Annotated in this window: 18 protein-coding genes; 2 read left to right on the forward strand and 16 right to left on the reverse strand. The window is 37.3% G+C overall.

Annotated features, from left to right (window positions below):
- Nucleotides 1-17: 17 nt before the first annotated feature.
- From nusA to ABF682_RS04965, 14 genes are all read right to left on the reverse strand, one after another.
- On the reverse strand, nt 18-1,103 hold the full coding sequence (gene nusA / locus ABF682_RS04900) for a transcription termination factor NusA (RefSeq protein ID WP_289977146.1): 1,086 nt from the start codon (nt 1,101-1,103) through the stop codon (nt 18-20).
- Between the two features lie 22 nt (nt 1,104-1,125).
- A complete protein-coding gene (rimP, locus tag ABF682_RS04905) occupies nt 1,126-1,599 on the reverse strand; it encodes a ribosome maturation factor RimP (RefSeq protein WP_289977147.1) in 474 nt (157 codons plus the stop codon).
- 148 nt (nt 1,600-1,747) lie between these two features.
- On the reverse strand, nt 1,748-6,085 hold the full coding sequence (locus tag ABF682_RS04910) for a PolC-type DNA polymerase III (RefSeq protein WP_415619165.1): 4,338 nt from the start codon (nt 6,083-6,085) through the stop codon (nt 1,748-1,750).
- A 184-nt stretch (nt 6,086-6,269) separates the two neighbouring features.
- On the reverse strand, nt 6,270-7,985 hold the full coding sequence (locus ABF682_RS04915; RefSeq protein ID WP_415619166.1) for a proline--tRNA ligase: 1,716 nt from the start codon (nt 7,983-7,985) through the stop codon (nt 6,270-6,272).
- Nucleotides 7,951-9,324, reverse strand: a complete 1,374-nt coding sequence (rseP, locus tag ABF682_RS04920; protein ID WP_415619167.1) for an RIP metalloprotease RseP — start codon at nt 9,322-9,324, stop codon at nt 7,951-7,953. The genes ABF682_RS04915 and rseP overlap by 35 nt, the downstream gene beginning before the upstream one ends.
- 28 nt (nt 9,325-9,352) lie before the next feature.
- Nucleotides 9,353-10,138, reverse strand: a complete 786-nt coding sequence (locus ABF682_RS04925) for a phosphatidate cytidylyltransferase (RefSeq protein WP_289977154.1) — start codon at nt 10,136-10,138, stop codon at nt 9,353-9,355.
- Between the two features lie 6 nt (nt 10,139-10,144).
- On the reverse strand, nt 10,145-10,870 hold the full coding sequence (locus ABF682_RS04930; protein ID WP_415619178.1) for an isoprenyl transferase: 726 nt from the start codon (nt 10,868-10,870) through the stop codon (nt 10,145-10,147).
- A gap of 209 nt (nt 10,871-11,079) precedes the next feature.
- A complete protein-coding gene (gene frr / locus ABF682_RS04935) occupies nt 11,080-11,643 on the reverse strand; it encodes a ribosome recycling factor (RefSeq protein WP_289977156.1) in 564 nt (187 codons plus the stop codon).
- Between the two features lie 3 nt (nt 11,644-11,646).
- A complete protein-coding gene (gene pyrH / locus ABF682_RS04940) occupies nt 11,647-12,369 on the reverse strand; it encodes a UMP kinase (RefSeq protein WP_289977157.1) in 723 nt (240 codons plus the stop codon).
- A 197-nt stretch (nt 12,370-12,566) separates the two neighbouring features.
- Nucleotides 12,567-13,445: a translation elongation factor Ts gene (tsf, locus tag ABF682_RS04945; RefSeq protein WP_289977158.1), complete on the reverse strand. Its 879-nt coding sequence runs from the start codon at nt 13,443-13,445 to the stop codon at nt 12,567-12,569.
- Nucleotides 13,446-13,538: 93 nt separating this feature from the next.
- On the reverse strand, nt 13,539-14,333 hold the full coding sequence (rpsB, locus tag ABF682_RS04950; RefSeq protein WP_289977159.1) for a 30S ribosomal protein S2: 795 nt from the start codon (nt 14,331-14,333) through the stop codon (nt 13,539-13,541).
- A gap of 164 nt (nt 14,334-14,497) precedes the next feature.
- Entirely contained in the window at nt 14,498-15,487 is a 990-nt protein-coding gene (locus ABF682_RS04955) for a D-2-hydroxyacid dehydrogenase (RefSeq protein ID WP_289977160.1), read from the reverse strand.
- Nucleotides 15,488-15,640: 153 nt separating this feature from the next.
- Complete coding sequence (locus ABF682_RS04960; RefSeq protein ID WP_415619168.1) at nt 15,641-15,934, reverse strand: GIY-YIG nuclease family protein; 294 nt, start codon at nt 15,932-15,934, stop codon at nt 15,641-15,643.
- Nucleotides 15,918-16,667, reverse strand: coding sequence for a tRNA1(Val) (adenine(37)-N6)-methyltransferase (locus tag ABF682_RS04965; protein WP_415619169.1), 750 nt, complete (start codon nt 16,665-16,667; stop codon nt 15,918-15,920). Before ABF682_RS04965 ends, ABF682_RS04960 begins: the two co-directional genes overlap by 17 nt.
- 91 nt (nt 16,668-16,758) lie before the next feature.
- Between ABF682_RS04965 and ABF682_RS04970 the strand changes: the two genes are divergently transcribed.
- Nucleotides 16,759-17,382, forward strand: coding sequence for a lysophospholipid acyltransferase family protein (locus tag ABF682_RS04970; RefSeq protein ID WP_289977164.1), 624 nt, complete (start codon nt 16,759-16,761; stop codon nt 17,380-17,382).
- A gap of 129 nt (nt 17,383-17,511) precedes the next feature.
- On the opposite strand, the gene ABF682_RS04975 is transcribed toward ABF682_RS04970, so the two are convergent.
- Both ABF682_RS04975 and ABF682_RS04980 read right to left on the reverse strand, forming a co-directional pair.
- A complete protein-coding gene (locus tag ABF682_RS04975; protein ID WP_141053728.1) occupies nt 17,512-17,736 on the reverse strand; it encodes a YneF family protein in 225 nt (74 codons plus the stop codon).
- A 76-nt stretch (nt 17,737-17,812) separates the two neighbouring features.
- Nucleotides 17,813-18,061 (reverse strand): DUF896 domain-containing protein, encoded by a 249-nt coding sequence (locus tag ABF682_RS04980; RefSeq protein ID WP_415619170.1) that lies wholly within the window; start codon nt 18,059-18,061, stop codon nt 17,813-17,815.
- Between the two features lie 149 nt (nt 18,062-18,210).
- Between ABF682_RS04980 and lexA the strand changes: the two genes are divergently transcribed.
- A complete protein-coding gene (gene lexA, locus ABF682_RS04985; protein WP_289977168.1) occupies nt 18,211-18,837 on the forward strand; it encodes a transcriptional repressor LexA in 627 nt (208 codons plus the stop codon).
- The last annotated feature ends 18 nt before the right edge of the window (nt 18,838-18,855 follow it).

Below are 18,855 nucleotides of genomic sequence, written 5' to 3' on the forward strand. Positions count from 1 at the left end.
TATCAAAGAATTTATAATTAGTCTTCTTCAGTATTAGGCTTTGCATCATCTGCAACATCAGAAATTTTTGCAAATTCTGATTCAGATTTAATATCAATTTTAAAACCTGTTAATTTAGCTGCTAAACGTGCATTCTGTCCCTTCTTACCAATTGCAAGCGACAACTGATTATCCGGAACAATCACGGTGCAAGCACGTTCATTCTCTGGGTTGAACTGAACATCAATGACTTCAGCTGGGTTGAGTGCATTACTGATAAATTCAGCTGAATTCTCACGCCATTCAACGACATCCATGTTCTCACCCTTAAGTTCATTAACAATTGTCTGAATTCTTTCACCGCGAGGTCCAACACAAGTTCCAACAGGATCAACACCTTCACTATGTGAGCGTACAGCAACTTTAGCACGATCACCAGCTTCACGAGCAATTGAAATAATCTCAACCGTTCCGTCAAAAATCTCAGGAATTTCTTGTTCAAACAACCGTTTCAATAAATCAGGATGTGAGCGGCTTACAAAAACCTGTGGCCCTTTTGACGTATTCTCGACTTTATAAATGTAAACTTTGATACGATCATGTGACTTATACTCTTCACCAGGAATCTGATCTTGATGAGACAACACAGCCTCAACCTTACCAAGATTAACGTATACATAACGATGATCATGTCGTTCAACTTCACCTGTCACGATTTCATTTTCATACTGAATATATTCATCGTAAACAATTCCGCGCTCTGCTTCACGTACGCGTTGCATAATAACCTGCTTGGCTGTTTGCGCAGCAATCCTCCCGAAGTTCTTAGGTGTGACTTCAAACCTAATCGTATCACCAATTTCATAAGCACGATTGATCTGAAATGCTTCTTCAAGACTAACTTCAAGACGTGAATCAAAAACTTCAGCAACAACTTCTTTGACTGCAAACACGTGAATATCTCCACGTGTTTTGTCGAATTCAACTTCAACATTTTGCGCTTGCCCATAGTTACGCTTGTAAGCAGACACAAGAGCTGCCTCGAGTGCTTCTAAGACAACATCTTTCTTAATTCCCTTCTCGACTTCCAATGCATCTAATGCATTTAGTAATTCCTTACTCATCTAAATTTTCTCCTTAACAAATCTAAAATTTAATTGCTAATCTTGCTTTTGCAATCTTAGCCCGTGGTATTTCAATTTCTTTCCTGCGTGTTTTATCCATATACTCAAGCTTCAGAGAGCTCTTTGTCAGTTCAGTCATTGTCCCTTCAAAGACCTTTGAACCTGCAAGCTGCTGATAAAGTGACACATGAATATATTTGTTTAACGCGCGTTCGTAATCATTCTCTTTTTTTAATGGTCTTTCCGCACCGGGTGAAGAAACTTCCAGATAATAAGCCTGTTCAATAGGATCTGGATCGCATTCATCCAACTTTTCACTTATCTTATCACTTATCATTGCACAATCTTCAATATTAATACCAGCTTCTTTATCAACGAAAACTCTCAAATACCAATTTTTTCCCTCTTTAACAAATTCAATATCCACCAATTCGAAATTACCAACTTCCAAAATTGGCGTAACCAGCTCAGTGACTGTTTCAACTACAGTACTCACAAGTCAACCTCCTTTTTTTATTACTTCAAAGTAGAGTCTTAGTGGTTGCAATAAAAAGAGCGAGCATCACTGCTCACTCCCAACGAGTTACTTAATTACATTGCCATTATACCATGCACTACCTGTTTTGACAAATAAACACTGTGCATCAAAATAATGATTCAAATAAACTCAATTGATTCTCATCTGGCAACTCATCAAGCACATGATTTTCTGTCATAAATTCAATCAACGTCTTCGAAACTTTACCTCGTTTTGCTAAATCCTCTTTTGAAAGAAATTCTTTTTCTTCGCGTGCCGCAACAATCTGTTTAGCTACATTTGTTCCTAAACCAGCCATTGCATTAAACGGTGCAATCAGTGTTTTACCGTCAATTAACCAATCAGAGACAGCGGACTGGTGCAAATCAACCATCTTGAATTGGTAACCACGTTCAAGCATCTCATTAGCAACTTCCAACACTGTCAGCAGATTTTTCTCCTTGGTTGAAGCATCCATCCCCTTATCGTTTATTTCCTTCATAGCAGCTTTAACCGCCTCACTACCACGAGACATCGCAACAAGATCAAAATCATCCGCGCGAACACTGAAATAAGCTGAATAATAAACTAATGGGAAGTACACTTTAAAATAAGCAATTCGCAATGCCATCAAAACATATGCAGCGGCATGAGCCTTGGGGAACATGTACTTTATCTTAAGACAAGCGTCAATATACCATTCAGGCACCTTAACTTCACGCATCTCAACTTGCCAATCGTCAGGAATTCCTTTTCCTTTACGCACACTCTCCATTATTTTGAATGCACGATCTGCTTCAACACCCATGTGAATCAGGTCCATCATAATATCATCACGACAACCAATAACTTCAGGCATCGTAACAGTTCCATTTTTTATCAATTCTTCTGCATTGCCAAGCCAGACATCCGTCCCATGCGAAAGCCCTGAAATCTTAAGTAACTCCGCAAAAGTTTTGGGCTTAGTTTCCTCAAGCATTCCTCTGACAAATCTTGTTCCAAACTCAGGAATTCCAAGCGTTCCTGTGTTAGACCCAATCTGTTCAGGAGTTACACCTAAAATGTCTGTTCCCGAAAAGAGCTTCATAACACCCGGATCATCAGTCGGTATCGATTGTGGATTAATTCCCGAAAGATCTTGCAGCATTCTGATCATTGTAGGATCATCATGGCCCAGAATATCGAGTTTCAAAATATTATCATGAATTGAATGAAAATCAAAATGCGTTGTCTTCCAAGTTGCTGACAAATCATCAGCCGGATATTGAATAGGTGTAAAATCATAAATATCCATATAATCAGGCACAACCAAAATGCCCGCAGGATGTTGTCCTGTTGTTCTTTTTACACCTGTCGCCCCTTTTGCTAAGCGATCCACTTCTGCTCCACGAAACGTCTGTTCAGTATCACGTTCATAAGCCTTAACATAACCATAAGCAGTCTTATCGGCAACTGTGCCAATCGTTCCTGCTCGAAAAACATTATTTTCACCAAACAACACTTTTGTATAGTTATGCGCAATTGGCTGGTAATCACCAGAGAAGTTCAAATCTATATCAGGTACTTTATTCCCATAGAACCCTAGGAAAGTTTCAAAAGGAATATCTTGGCCATCCTTAATCAATTTTGTACCGCATTTTGGACAATCCATATCAGGCAGGTCGAACCCAGAACCATACTCACCTTTTTCATAGAACTTGCTCCATCTGCACTCTGGACAGCGATAATGAGGCGGCAATGGATTAACCTCCGTTATTCCTGTCATTGTAGCCGCAAGACTAGAACCAACAGAACCACGCGAGCCCACCAAATATCCATCTTTATTAGATTTAAAAACAAGCTTTTGTGAAATCAAATAGATTACCGAAAAACCATTTCCGATAATACTCTTGAGCTCCTTATTCAGCCGTTCTTGAACAACTGACGGAAGTTCATCACCATAAAGCTCATGTGCCTTATTCAACGCAAGATTGCGAATTTCATCTTCAGCACCATCCATTTTAGGCGTATAAAGTTTGTCTTTAACAGGCGAGACTTCATCAACCATATCCACTATCCTTTGCGGATCAGTTACCACAACTTTTTGAACCTGTTCCTCACCCAGAAAGCTTAAGCCTTCAATCATTTCATCAGTTGTTCTAAAATGAGCATCCGGCAGCTCTTTCAAACGATTAAGCGGATTGGCTCCTGCTTGCGAATGAATTAGAATCTTGCGGTAGATCGCATCTTCTTTATTCAAAAAATGAACATCACCAGTCGCAGCGACCGGTATTTGAAGTTGTTCCCCTAAATCAACCATATTCTTGATGATTGTCTCAAGATTCTTATTATCTTTGATCATTTCTTGTTCAATTAATGGTGCATATAATGGCTTTGGTTGAATCTCCAAATAATCATAAAAACGTGCCTTTTTTTTAGCCTCATCGAAACCCTTTTGCATCATTGCTACAAAAACTTCGCCACTAGAACAAGCCGACCCCACTAAAAGCCCTTCACGGTATTTCACAAGTTCGGAACGTGGGATTCTTGGTACACGATAGTAATACTTGACCATCGATAATGATGCTAATTTAAATAGGTTTTTTAATCCTTCTTGTGTTTGAGCAATAATTGTAGCGTGGAATGGGAAACCATGCTTATATGCATCAACCTCACCCGCATGTTTATTAAAATCATCTTGGAACTCAATCTTAAATTGCTCATTAGCTTCCTTGAGCATTGCAAAATAAATATAACCTGTCGCTTCAGCATCAAAGATTGCACGATGATGATGTTCTAGATCAACATTAAGCAACTTAGCAAGCCGATTCAGTCGAAAACTCTTTAGTTCAGGATATAAAAGCCGTGCTAATGGTAAAGTATCAATCCAAGGATTCTTAATCTCTGGTAAGCCATGGCGCGCATAACCGATATTCATGAAATCAACATCAAAAGTCGCATTATGACCAACAATAATACTGTCACCGCAAAAAGTTTGAAATAATTCAAAGACTTCCTTTTCAGGCTTTGAATTTCTAACCATGTCATCTGTGATACCTGTTAGATTAATAGTTGTTTGTGATAGTGGATGTCCTGGATCAATAAACATATCAAAACTTTTTAAAACCGTTCCTTGCCGCATTCTGACGGCTGCAAGTTCAATTACCTTGTCGAATCGGGCAGATAAGCCTGTTGTCTCAGTATCAAAAATTACATAGGTAGCATCTTTGAGATCCGTGTGTACTTCATTGTAAGCAATTGGAATACCATCATCTACAACATTAGCTTCAACGCCATAAAGAACCTTAACCCCATTTTTCTTTCCAGCAGCATAGGCTTCAGGAAAAGCTTGCAGTGTACTGTGATCTGTCACTGCAATTGCTTTTTGTCCCCATTTTGCCGCCTGTTTAATATAATCTGTGATGTTATTAGTAGCATCCAACATACTCATATTTGTATGAACATGCAGCTCTGAACGTTTCTGTCCTTCTGGCGCCGTATCCTTACGGGCTTCGTGAGAAATCTGATTAATGTCGAATGCGTTAATTGCGAGATCTCGCATAAAATTGTCTTCTTGAACACTTCCACGGATTCTTACCCACTGACCTTCAGCAATTGCATCAAAACATGCTTCATCCTCATCGTTTCGCGAGAATTTTTTTACAATGATCGAAGAACTATAATCCGTTACCTTCAAAATTAGTAGTTTCCGCGAGGACCTCAATGTTCGCACCTCTTTATCAAAGATATACCCTTGAATAATAACAGAGCGTTCTTCTTCGGTAATACTAACCATCTGAGTAATTTCATTTTTATCATCAATTTTTTTGCCCATCACGACTAGACCTTCGATTTTTGGAAGGGACTTTTCTTGTTTTTGCTGATTTTGCTGCTGAATTGCCTGAAGTGCTTTTTGTGCTAATTGTTCATCATCTTTTGCCTTTTGTGCCTTGAATTCAGCAATTTTTTTCTGTGATTTTGACTCATCAATCATTGTATGGATAGCAAATTTTGGGAAACCCATTTGCCGATAGGTATCTTCGATTGGGCCAAGTGCCTGATTCACAAGAAACTTCTTTAGGATTTCGTTGTCTGCTTCAAGTATTACTCTCTGATCGTCCAAATAAGGCACTTTACCAAAAGTCAGTTCTTGAACAAACGGAGAAGTAACACCACAGTGCTTAAGTACCCAGTTCCAATATTCACCAAGATTTCGTTTATTCATTTGCGGCTTTTCTATGTTGAAGAAAATCCTAACATGCGCAATATTTCTAAAGCTTTCTTCCAAACTCTGTGAAAATTCTTCAAATAGCGAGAATGGCCAAATATCGTCTGTCTTAAATGTAAAATCCCATCTTTGTGAAATATGATGTAATTCCACGTCTTCAATTTGAGTGCTGTCAAAAATTATTTTTTCTTCATCTTTTATATTCCAATTCAATTGCAAAAGTAATTTCTGAAATAGTGTTTTCTTATCAATTCCCAAATTGAACTTCCTTTCTTTTCACAATTATTCAAAGTAACTATAATACTTAAATTCTATCACTAAAAATTACTCTCTGTAAGAATTTCTAGTACTAATCAATGAAATTATAAAATATAAAAGACGAAAGCGATAAAAAGCAATCACCTTCATCTTTTATTGAAACAAATCAAAACCAATTCATATTTTAATCTTCTTTTTCTTCTGAAAGCAAGATACTAATCGCGTTCTGCAATTCTTCACGCCGAACCTCAACTGTTTCTCCATTGCGGCGAAGCTTAACTTCAACAATGCCTTCTTCAGCTTTCTTCCCAATTGTTACTCTGACAGGTAATCCCATTAAATCTGAGTCAGCAAACTTAACCCCTGCACGCTCTCTACGGTCGTCTACCAAGACACTATAGCCAGCACTTTGCAAGTCAGACGTAACCTCATCGGCTAATCTAGCTTGTACATCATTTTTTGAATTAACTGGAACAACGTGGATATCAAAAGGAGCAATTGTCTGTGGCCAAATTATCCCATTTTCATCACTATTTTGCTCAATAATAGCTGATAAAAGACGAGATACACCTATACCATAACAACCCATAATAACTGATACTTGTCGTCCATTTTCATCAAGTACATTTGCTTTTAAATCGTTAGAATAACGTGTCCCTAACTTGAAAATATGTCCAATTTCAATTCCTCTGGTAAACTTCAGCAATCCTTGCCCATCAGGAGACGTCTCACCTTCACGAACGATTCTCAAATCGACATAGTCATCAACTTCGTAATCTCTAGGAGCGTTAACATTAATGAAATGATACCCATCCTCATTAGCTCCGCAAATTCCATTACTCATTTTCTCAACGTCAACATCGGCAATAACTCGTAAATTCTTTGAAATTCCAACTGGTCCAACTGAACCAAAATCAGCTCCAAGGAGCTTAACTGTTTCTTCCTCAGTTGCCATGCGAGCTTCTTTTGCGCCCAAGAAATTTTTTAACTTAACCTCATTGAGTTCATCAATTCCACGGAGTAAAACAATCGTTGGCTTTTCGTCAACATACAGTAACAGGGTCTTCAAAACATTGTCGGCAGTTGCATCAAGAAACGCAGCAACTTCTTCAACCTTTTTTACATTTGGAGTTGCTGTTTTCTTCAAGTCACGTTTGCTTTCATGTGATGTCTTAGCAATTCTCAAGTTCTTTGCCATTTCCAGATTTGCAGCATAATCACTACCATCCGAATATACGATTGTGTCTTCACCAATATCTGCAATTGCCATGTATTCCTTGGAATCATTACCACCCATTGCGCCAGCATCGCCAATGATTGAGCGAAAATCTAAGCCACAGCGCTCAAAAACATTTTGATATGCTTCTTCCATTTGACTATAAACACTGTCTAAACTATCTTGTGTTGCATGAAATGAATAACCATCAAACATTAAAAACTCGCGGCCACGCAATAATCCGAAGCGTGGTCGATTTTCATCACGATATTTCATTTGAATCTGATACAGAGTTAATGGTAACTTTTTGTATGACTTAATTGAATCTCGAATTATTGAAGTGAACGTTTCTTCATGTGTTGGTCCCAAAATAAAATCACGTTCATGCCTGTCCTTTAACTTAAACATTGCAGGCCCATAGGTTTCATATCTACCAGATTCTTGCCAAAGTTCAGCCGGAATAACGGCAGGAACCAGCATTTCCGCAGCGTCAATTGCATCCATTTCTTCTCGAATAATTTGCTGAATTTTTGTTAAGACCTTGTGTGCAAGAGGCAAGTAAGCATACATGCCTGCTGTAATTTGTTTAACATAACCCGCACGAAGCATTAATTTATGACTAAGTGCTTCTGCGTCACTTGGTACCTCTTTAACAGTAGGTATCAAAATTTTTGATTGTTTCATAACTAATCCCCTTTTTGAACGAACACCAGTAATCATTTAAGACTGCTAGTAAATTCTTAATTAAAGAATAACGATGAATATCATTCCATGTTACGAGTACCATTAAGAGCATTAAAAAGCCAAACCCAATTAAGGTAATCATCCCTTCTTTTTCAGGTGACAATGGTTTTCTTCTGATTCCCTCTATGATATTCAAAACTATCTTTCCGCCATCCAATGCTGGAATGGGAAAAAGATTTACAATTCCAAGATTAATTGAGAGAAATGCCAATAGGCTAATTACACTTGTCAATCCATATTGTGCAGCTTCTGAAGTATAAGAATAAATTGCAACCGGTCCACCAAGGTCATTCAAACTGAATCCATGTGTGAAAATTCCTCCAATAGCTGCGAGCAATGCTACCATTGTAGCCCAGGTTTTTGTAAAACCATAGGTCGCAATTGCCATAAATGAAGAATCAGTATGTGTCTTAGCGGTAATACCAATCAATCCTATTTTTTTACCATTTTGATTCTGAACTCTAGGAGTCAATCCAACCGTTTTTTTCTGATTATCACGGCTATAAGTCACTTTAATTTTTTTACCAGGAGCAGCATTTACATATGATGAGAGCTTCTGCCAACTAGCAGTTTTATGCCCATTAACAGCGACAATTTCATCGCCAACTTTCAAGCCTGCTTTTTTCGCCACAGAACTTGTAGCAAAACCACCAATCTTTGTAGAATTTTCAGAAGTTACTACACCACCTTGAATAACTGCAACCAAAGTAAACGCAACGATTGTCAATATAAAATTATTGAGCGGACCCGCAAAATTTGTTAATATTCTCTGCCAAAGTTTGGCGGATTGAAACTGAACATCAATTGGAGCAATCCTAACTTCTGTCCCATCTTCTTCAATAATTGATGCATCATGTAGAACTGGAAAGCGCCGATATTTATCTTCTTCACCATTTTCATAGCCTTCAATCCAAAGATCTTTTTCAAGATCCCATTTGACAACTTCAACCGGTATCCCGGAAATCAAAGTCTTCTTCTTACTTGCATTAATTGTTTCGACCACATCATCTTGGTTCAAAAGCAAACTAACTGTGGTACCTGGCTTCAATGAATCATCATCGTCTTCAAGACCTGCCATCCTTACATATCCACCTAAAGGAAGTATCCGAACTGTATAAGTCGTACCGTTTTTTTGGTGCGCAAAAATTTTGGGACCCATGCCAATTGAAAATTCGCGCACTAAAATCCCAGCACGTTTTGCAAAATAGAAATGTCCAAATTCATGAACAACTACCAGAACCCCAAAAACAATAATAAATGTCACAATTGTAATTAGCATGTTAGCTTCCTTTCAAAATAGAATGTTTTTAAATTAACCCTATAAAGTGTGCAACTGGCAAGACAAACAATAATGAATCAAAGCGATCTAAAATTCCCCCATGCCCTGGTAAAATTCTTCCCGAATCCTTTACCCCATAGAAACGTTTTAGTGCTGATTCAACTAAGTCCCCCATTTGTCCAACAATCGATAAAATCAGTGTTATCAATAATACTGATACGAGACCGAAATTTTGCGGATAAATTAGTGTGAATCCACCCGCAATTACTATTGCAATAATTACGCCACCAATTGATCCTTCCCAAGTCTTGTTGGGACTAATGTGTGGTGCAAGCTTATTTTTACCTAATTTGCGACCAACCAAATATGCTCCGCTATCAGTAGACCAAACGATCAACAGCAGATAAAAGACAGTTGAAATACCAACATTCCTTGCCTGCATTAAATAATGAAATCCTACAGATGAGTAAATCGTTCCCAAAATTAGCATTCCTGCATCATCAAAAGAAAAACGATTCTTTGTGATTACAGTGTACATTAATAAAATCAACACAAAGAAATAAAAAATAGTGAATCTTGTCGTATCACTAGGCAAAAAATTCAACCAACTTTGTGGAATAAGTACTGCTAAAGCGGCTAACATTGAAATAACAGCTTCAGGAGATACCAATAATTTCTTGCGCATTATCAAAATCTCAGATAATGCAACTAGGCCCAGTAAGATAGCTAATATATCAAATAATACCCCGCCTAACCATACTAGCGGAACAAAAATGATTAGAGCAACTACTGCCGTAATTACACGTTGTTTCATGATGGATTACCCTTTCTTTAGACCGCCAAAACGGCGATCACGTTTCTGATATTCTATAATATTTTCACACAAATCTTCAGGTGTATAATCAGGCCACAAAACATCACTGAAAATAAACTCACTATATGCAAGTTGCCAAAGTAAAAAATTGGAAATTCTCTGCTCCCCACTTGTACGAATCAATAAATCAGGATTTGCCAATTTTGCCAATTTTCTCGTCATTAACGCATCTGAAATCATGTCTTCATTAATCGAATCAGCCACTAATTCTTTTTTCTCAACCTTCACTGCCAGATTTTTTACAGCAGCCACTATCTCATCTCGTCCACCATAGTTAATAGCAAAATTCAAAATCATTCCTGTACAATGACTTGTTTGTGCAATTGCACGCTTAACGGCGGCTAACGTTTCAGGTGGGAGTTCACCTAACTCGCCCATTGCATTAACTTGAATATTATTTTCAATTAATTCGGGAACAAAGGTATCAAAAAAAGTAATTGGTAGACTCATTAAAAATTCAACTTCTTTTTTGGGACGTTTCCAATTTTCTGTCGAAAAAGTATATAATGTTAAAACCTTGACACCAAAGTTACTTGCAGCTTTAGTAATCTCTTTAACAGTTGTTAGCGCAGTCTTGTGTCCTGCAATTCTTGGCAAATGCCTCTTCTTGGCCCAACGTCCATTGCCATCCATAATAATAGCAATGTGTTGCGGAATACGCTCTTCATCCATTTCCTGAAGTGTTTTCCCCAAATCATTATTTTTAATAAATTTTGAGAACAAGAGTTCACCTCCACTAAAGTTCAAAACTTATTTTAACAAAAAAGTAACAACGGAGCAAAAAGCATCGCCTCTTAGGAAACTGATTAATGAAAATTAAATATCAATCATCAATTTCCAGCATGCCACTCCGTTGTACTCTGTGACTAACTATGCTGTCGTTAAACATCAAGAATTTCTTTTTCTTTTTCAGCCTGAATACCATCAACGCTCTTTACTGAAGAGTCTGTAAGCTTTTGTGCCTGCTCTTCTAGATTATGTAAATCATCTTCAGTCAAATCGCCATTTTTTTGTGCTTTTTTAAGATCATCGATTGCGTCACGACGAACATTACGAACTGCTATTTTTGCTTTTTCGGCCTCAGCTTTGACTTCTTTCGCGATTTCTTTGCGACGCTCTTCAGTCAACTGTGGAATCACCAAACGAATAGCTGAACCATCATTTGCTGGTGAGATTCCTAAATCTGATGCCAAAATAGCATGTTCGATATCCTTGAGTGATGACTTATCATAAGGAGTTACCATTAAGACGCGTGCCTCTGGAATAGAAATCTGAGCTATTTGATTCAATGGTGTTGGTGCACCATAATATACCACCGTAATTCTGTTCAAAAGGCTAGCGTTTGCGCGGCCCGCACGGATGTTTCCAAGTTCACGCTGTAATGCTTCTTGAGCTTTTGTCATTTTTTCTTGTGCATTTTTTAAGATCGGATCATTTATTTTCATCGTCTATTTTCCTTTCACTGTTGTCCCAATTGATTCACCCTTTACAACTCTTTGAATATTACCACGTTCATTCATATTGAATACTACTAGTGGAATATCGTTGTCCATAGATAGTGATGAAGCGGTTGTATCCATGACTTGTAGCCCCTTATTAATGATATCAAGATGTGTAACCTCTGAAAACTTGACAGCTGACTGATCCTTTAATGGATCTGCCGAATAAATGCCATCTACTCCGTTTTTTGCCATCAAAATAACATCTGCATTAATTTCTGAAGCACGTAAAGCAGCCGTCGTATCTGTTGAAAAATATGGTGAACCCGTTCCTGCAGCAAATATAACTATCCTGTCTTTCTCAAGATGGCGAATTGCTTTACGTCGAATATAAGGCTCTGCAATCTGACGCATCTCAATTGAGGTCTGAACACGAGTGGGAACATCCAATGATTCCAAGTTATCTTGAAGTGCAAGAGCATTCATTACAGTACCTAACATACCAATGTAATCTGCCTGTGATCTCTCCATGCCCATCTGAGCCCCAGCTTCCCCACGCCACATATTGCCACCACCAACCACGATAGCAATTTGAACACCCAAAGCATAAACTTCTTTGATTTCTTCAGCAACTTTCCGGATTTCTAAAGGATTAATCCCAATTTTTTGATCACCTGCAAGAGCTTCCCCACTCAACTTTAATATCACGCGCTTATACTTTACATCTGTCATGATGATCCTCCTATAGTTATCATTTGTGTGTCATACCTTGAGTATATTCATGCTTCATTCTATCATACTTAGACAAACTTGAATATCTCAAAAAAAGAGTTTACTGCATATAAATAGGGGTATCAAAACCAATTAGTTTCAATCCCCCACTTGACAACAGGCATAGAAAACTAAATAACATGTTGTCCGATATAATATTAGTCTTTAACCTGATTCATAACTTCTTCTATAAAATTATCTTCTTTTTTCTCAATACCTTCGCCAACTTCGTAACGAGTGAATGAAATGACCTTACCACCCTTTGAAGCAATATACTTGGCAACCGTTTGGTCTGGGTCTTTGACAAATTCTTGATCCGTTAAACTAATTTCTGCTAAGAATTTATTCAAGCGTCCTTCGACCATTTTCTCAACAATTTTCTCAGGCTTGCCCTCATTCAAAGCTTCTTGTGTAAGAACTTCCTTTTCATGTGCAAGTTCTTCAGCAGGTACTTCATTACGGTCAACATATTTAGGATTAATTGCTGCAACATGCATCGCAATATCTTTAGCAGTTGCTTCGTCAGCACCTTCAACAAGCACAAGTGAAGCAATCTTGCCACCCATATGGAGATATGAACCAAAATTTTGTGTTTCTGTTTTCTCAACTAATTTAAAACGGCGTAGTGTAATTTTTTCGCCAATAACTTGAGTTGCTTCAATGATTTCATCGTTAATTGTACCTTTATCCGTAGAAATTTTAAGCGCCTCTGCGATATTTGCTGGTTTTGCTTCAGCAATTTTGATAGCAACAGCCTTTACTAGTTCTTTAAACTGTGCATTTTGTGCGACAAAGTCAGTCTCAGCATTAACTTCGACAACAGCTGCAACGTTATCGAAAACTTCAACATCAGCTAGACCTTCAGCTGCAACACGATCACTTTTCTTAGCCGCCTTTGCAATTCCTTTTTCACGCAGGAAATCAACAGCTTTTTGCATATCACCATCGACAGCAACTAAAGCTTTTTTAGCCTCCATCATACCTACGCCTGTTTTATCACGCAATTCTTTAACTTGAGAAGCAGAAATTTTTGCCATTACTATGGCCTCCTTATTTCTAAATTATAAAAAGGCTGTCCCTAACTTTAAGGCCATTAATGTGCCCAATGTTGGAAACAGCCTAAGATTTAACTATTCAGCATCTTTGGTAGTATTTTTACCTTCAACAGCTTCAACAATATCTTCGATTGAATCTACTGCATCAGCATTTTTAAATGATTCTTCAACGGATTCAATATCATCCTCGCCTTGATTAGCTTCGACGATAGCATCAGCCATCTTAGCAGTAATCAAGCGAACTGCACGGATAGCATCATCATTAGAAGGAATCTTAACATCGATTTCATCTGGATCAGCGTTTGTATCAACCATAGCAATAATAGGAATATTAAGCTTGCGTGCTTCCTTGATTGCAATCCTTTCCTTACGCGGATCAACTACAAACAATGCATCTGGAATACGAGGCATGTCTTCAATTCCACCCAAGAATTTCTCAAGACGATCTTTTTGCTTAAGCAACAAAGATACTTCTTTCTTAGGAAGAACATCGAAAGTTCCATCCTCAGCCATTGCTTTAATTTCCTTAAGACGCTTAATTCGTTTTTGAATTGTATCCCAGTTTGTTAAAGTTCCACCCAACCAACGATGGTTTACAAAGTATTGACCAGCGCGTTTTGCTTCTTCTTCAACTGCATCTTGTGCTTGTTTCTTTGTACCAACAAAAAGAATAACACCGTTATCTTCTGCTGCTCTCTTCATGAAGTCATATGCATCATCAATTAACTTAACTGTTTTTTGTAAATCAATGATGTAGATACCATTACGTTCTGTAAAGATATACTTCTTCATCTTAGGGTTCCAACGACGTGTTTGATGTCCAAAATGAACACCAGCTTCAAGCAATTGTTTCATGCTAATTACTGCCATAATACAAAATACCTCCGATAATTTTTTTTCCTCCTCCGCATTCAACTGAAATCAGACTCAAATGAGCAATATGATTTCTATCGTACGAAGTGTGAATTAGTGCCTAATATAAAGCACCTGAAATATTATATCGTAATTCAAATTAAAACGCAAGAATTATTCTTTTATTTTACAATTGTATTTGCCGTTCCATTCTCACAAACACTTTTAGCGCTATTTAAAGCAATCAATACCATATTCTCGACCGCTGTTTCCGTGTAAAAAGCAACATGGGGCGTTACCAAAACATTATCAAGCGACAATAATTCCTTGAAAGTTTTGTCTTCTATCTTCTGATTGCTTAAATCATGATTAAAGATATCACTTTCATTTTCATAAGTATCTAGTGCTGCACCTGCGAGCTTTCCCGATTTTAAAGCCGCAATTAATGCTTCAGTGTCTACTAATGCACCACGAGCCGTATTGATAATGTACGAACCATCCTTCATCTTGTTAAGATTTTCTATACCCACCAAGTGATAGTCATTAGGCGTCGCCGGCATATGCAATGTAACTACATCAGCTTGTGAAAACAGTTCATCATAACTGCCAACATAAATTCCTTGTTTTTTCAATTCGGGATTGGGATAGAGATCATATGCAATCACCTTTGCACCAAATCCACGGTAAATATCAATTGCAGCTCGTCCAATTCTTCCTGTTCCGACCACACCAACAGTCAATGAACGTAATTCTTTTCCTACATAAGGTGCCCAGCGAAAATCTTGCTTTGCAACTTTATTTCTGAATATTGTTGTGTTGCGAAGAAGCTGCATCAGTTGAGTTACTGAAAATTCGGCAATTGCATTTGGCGAATATGCAGGAACATTTGTTACTATTACGCCATTTTTTCTTGCTGCATCAAGGTTGATATTATCCACGCCAACATTACGGATAGAAAATACTTTAATACCAAACTCTTTGAACTTAATAAACATCTCATCTGGATAGGTACCTGTTTGGAGTGCTAGAACTCCATCAAACCCCTTAATTTTGTCAACAGAATTCATGTCTAACATATCTGGTAAACGTAAAACTTCATTACCAGTTTCTTTCTCCCATTGAACAAAATACTTTTCTTCATCTTCACGTACATTAAAAGCTATAAACTTCATCATGAACCTCCAAATTAAATATCACTATTCTACGGTGGGACAGAAGAAACTAATTACTAAGCTACCTTTCTTCTACTCAAGAAAATAATATCTTTGTCCATCTATCATTGTAGCATGAAAAATAACTTCAATGCTCCTATTTAGCAATGCCATTTATTTTTTAAGCTTTTTAATATTAATTCCATGCTCTTCAAGATACTTTAATTTTTGCTTTCGCAATTGATGCTTGAATGCATATTCAGCCCTTAACGCATCTGATTTATTATCAAAAGCTTCATGATATAAGAGTTGCACTGGTCGTCTGCTTTTTAACCGTGTATATTTTGCACCCTTTCCAGCGTTGTGAACAGCCAGTCGATGATTCATATCATTAGTGAATCCCCCATATAGCGTAAAATCAGCACATAACAAAACATAAAAAAAATAGTTTTTATTCACTTTTTCCATACAGAATCTCCCTCAATAACGGTGTATATTCATCAGAGTCTTTGTATACTATAATAGCTGGCATAAATCTGATACCATTTGGTCGCCCATCCTTAATTGCTTCAATCAAAATCATGTTTGCTTCTTTTCCTGCTTTTGGATGAACTAACTGTACTTTTTTAGGTGCGAGTCGATGTTTTCTCATTAATTCGAAGATTTCAGCTGCTCTTTCCGGTCGATGTATAAAATATGCTTTACCATTCATCTTCAGTAAATCACTTGCAACTTCAATAATTCGCTCAAGGTTCACAGAAATTTCATGACGTGCAATCGCCAAATAAGGATTATCATTTTTTTTACTAGTGGGCAGATTTGAGAAATATGGTGGATTGCAAGTCACAATGTCAACCGAATCTTTTTTTATGAATTCAGTTGCTTTATCCAAATCAATATTTAATATCTGAACTCTATCTTCTAAATCGTTAAGTTCGATGCTTCTCTTTGCCATATCTGCTAAACGGTCCTGAACTTCGACCCCGATGATTTGACCAGTCACTTTTTTTGTTAAAAAGAGCCCAACTGCCCCATTTCCAGCACACAGATCAACTAATCTTCCTTCTTTTTTTCGTAATCCACTAGTAAACGACGCTAATAAAACAGCATCAAGAGAAAAAGAAAACACATCTGCGCTTTGAATAATCCCAACTTCATTTGAATACAGTCTGTCAATTCGTTCGTTTTCGTAAAGCTTCATTTTAATATCACCTTCATTTTAACTTGCATGTCATCACAAAATTAGGCATACTTATCATTGAAATAATTTGTTAAGAAAGGAATGTCTCGTGATGTTCTATTCATTTATTCGTATTGTAGCACGTGGGATAGTGTTTTTAATCAATGGAAATGCACACTATCTTAATAAAGAAAAACTCCCAAAAGGCAATTATATACTTGTTGGGCCTCATCGTGCCTGGTTTGACATGATTTATTTTGCATTGGGCGCGGCACCAAAGAAGTTCTCTTTTATGTCAAAGAAGGAATTGTTTAAAAATCCAATTTTGCGTTATATTCTGGTCCATGCTAATGCATTCCCAGTTGATCGCAAAAACCCAAGCCCTTCTGTAATCAAAACACCTGTCAATTGGCTTAAAAAACGTGATATTTCTTTAATCATGTTTCCTTCTGGAACAAGACACTCTCAAAGTTTAAAGGGCGGTGTTTTGCTAATTGCACGTTTAGCAGGTGTTCCAATTATTCCTGCTGTCTATCAAGGCCCTACAACAACAAAGGGGTTGCTTAAAAGAAGGAAAATTACAGTTGCTTTTGGTGATCCGATTATTATCAATGCGCGCAAAAAACTGACAGATGAGCAACAGCAAGCAATTCTTGCAGAAATGACTTCATCATTCAAAAAACTGGATACACAAATTAATCCAGACTATGTTTATATCGATAAGAGCAAATCATAGGGTCATTGGTACTTAGACTAAGACTAAGAATTAGTTTAAATAAAAAAGGAGTTCTACCAAAACAAAACGTTTCGGCAGAGCTTCTTTTTTATGTTGAGTCATCTTAACTCTGACTCACGCCGCACTTTTTTATTTCTTCGTGTTTTGTGACTTCATTGCGTTCATCATCTGATGAAGTTTTTTCTCAGAAGGCTTTTGGCCCATCTGGAGCATCATTGTCTTCAACATTGTTTCGTTGATTGGCGGGTTTTTCTTCAAATAGCTTTCCATATATTTACGGGCAGCGAAGAATCCACCAACAAAGCCTAAGACAAGCGCAAGGATAACGATTAACACCCAAATTGTGGTTGACATCACGAATTGCTCCTTTCATGTCGTTTCAAATAACAATTCTACACAATCTTTAAGTAAAAATAAAGCTCAAACTTGGCTAATCATCACGTAATCCTTTTTTTCTTTGAATTTTCTTGACCTTTTCAGGTGTAACTTCATTGCTATCTTTATTAAAAACTTGTAACATTTCCACATTACTGCGAAAAGTTGCTCGAAAAGCAGCCAAATAATCCTCCCTAAGGCTCTTTTGCTCAATTAATTCTTCTTTTGTCAAACCAATCCTTTTTTTCTTCTTCGAAAGTTCATTAATTCGATTAATGAGTTCCTGTGAAATTTTACCTGCCATTTCATTACCTCACTACTGATTATTATTGAATAGACTAATCATACATTAACAAATAATAATTTTCAAACATCTAATACGAACATTTGTTTGTAATGTATATTTATTTGTGTTAGAGTTATTTTATTAATAATGTGATTGAGGTGTCGTAAATGACAAAAGCTTCTGAAAAAAGACAAATGGCAGTTCTACGTTTCATTTATGAACGAGTCAATGAAAAGGGATATCCGCCGACAGTTCGTGAAATCTGCCAAGCTGTTGATTTATCATCAACTTCCACTGTACATGGGCATCTAGCACGACTTGAAAAAAAAGGATATCTCCAAAAAGATCCAACAAAACCGCGTGCAATTGAACTCACGGCAGTCGGTTTAGAAGCATTAGGAATTGAAGAACATGCAGATTCGATTCCAATGCTTGGAACGGTTACAGCTGGTATGCCAATTCTTGCCGTGGAAGAAGCATCTGAATACTTTCCACTGCCACCTGACTTTAATTCCTCTGATAACCTTTTTATTTTGACCATTCGTGGTGAAAGTATGATTAACGCTGGAATATTGAATGGTGATCGTGTTATCATTCGCAAACAAGAAAGTGCAGAAAACGGTGAGATTGTAATTGCGATGAACGATGATGATGAAGCAACCTGCAAACGTTTCTTCAAAGAAGATGGTTACTATCGATTACAGCCTGAAAATGATACGATGGCTCCCATTATTCTTGATTCAGTATTAATTCTTGGTAAAGTTGTCGGGTTATACCGCAACCTTATTTCATAACTATAAAACAATATTCAC

Origin of the sequence: Liquorilactobacillus sp., from assembly GCF_047719775.1 — a bacterium.
GTDB lineage: Bacteria > Bacillota > Bacilli > Lactobacillales > Lactobacillaceae > Liquorilactobacillus.

Bases quoted from the DNA above. Each gene is read 5' to 3' on its own strand.
- nusA (WP_289977146.1), bottom strand. From the start codon at position 1,103: ATGAGTAAGGAATTACTAAATGCATTAGATGCATTGGAAGTCGAGAAG.
- ABF682_RS04915 (WP_415619166.1), bottom strand. From the start codon at position 7,985: ATGAAACAATCAAAAATTTTGATACCTACTGTTAAAGAGGTACCAAGT.
- rseP (WP_415619167.1), bottom strand. From the start codon at position 9,324: ATGCTAATTACAATTGTGACATTTATTATTGTTTTTGGGGTTCTGGTA.
- ABF682_RS04925 (WP_289977154.1), bottom strand. From the start codon at position 10,138: ATGAAACAACGTGTAATTACGGCAGTAGTTGCTCTAATCATTTTTGTT.
- ABF682_RS04930 (WP_415619178.1), bottom strand. From the start codon at position 10,870: ATGGATGAAGAGCGTATTCCGCAACACATTGCTATTATTATGGATGGC.
- frr (WP_289977156.1), bottom strand. From the start codon at position 11,643: ATGAAAATAAATGATCCGATCTTAAAAAATGCACAAGAAAAAATGACA.
- pyrH (WP_289977157.1), bottom strand. From the start codon at position 12,369: ATGACAGATGTAAAGTATAAGCGCGTGATATTAAAGTTGAGTGGGGAA.
- tsf (WP_289977158.1), bottom strand. From the start codon at position 13,445: ATGGCAAAAATTTCTGCTTCTCAAGTTAAAGAATTGCGTGATAAAACA.
- rpsB (WP_289977159.1), bottom strand. From the start codon at position 14,333: ATGGCAGTAATTAGCATGAAACAATTGCTTGAAGCTGGTGTTCATTTT.
- ABF682_RS04955 (WP_289977160.1), bottom strand. From the start codon at position 15,487: ATGAAGTTTATAGCTTTTAATGTACGTGAAGATGAAGAAAAGTATTTT.
- ABF682_RS04960 (WP_415619168.1), bottom strand. From the start codon at position 15,934: ATGGAAAAAGTGAATAAAAACTATTTTTTTTATGTTTTGTTATGTGCT.
- ABF682_RS04965 (WP_415619169.1), bottom strand. From the start codon at position 16,667: ATGAAGCTTTACGAAAACGAACGAATTGACAGACTGTATTCAAATGAA.
- ABF682_RS04970 (WP_289977164.1), top strand. From the start codon at position 16,759: ATGTTCTATTCATTTATTCGTATTGTAGCACGTGGGATAGTGTTTTTA.
- ABF682_RS04975 (WP_141053728.1), bottom strand. From the start codon at position 17,736: ATGTCAACCACAATTTGGGTGTTAATCGTTATCCTTGCGCTTGTCTTA.
- ABF682_RS04980 (WP_415619170.1), bottom strand. From the start codon at position 18,061: ATGGCAGGTAAAATTTCACAGGAACTCATTAATCGAATTAATGAACTT.
- lexA (WP_289977168.1), top strand. From the start codon at position 18,211: ATGACAAAAGCTTCTGAAAAAAGACAAATGGCAGTTCTACGTTTCATT.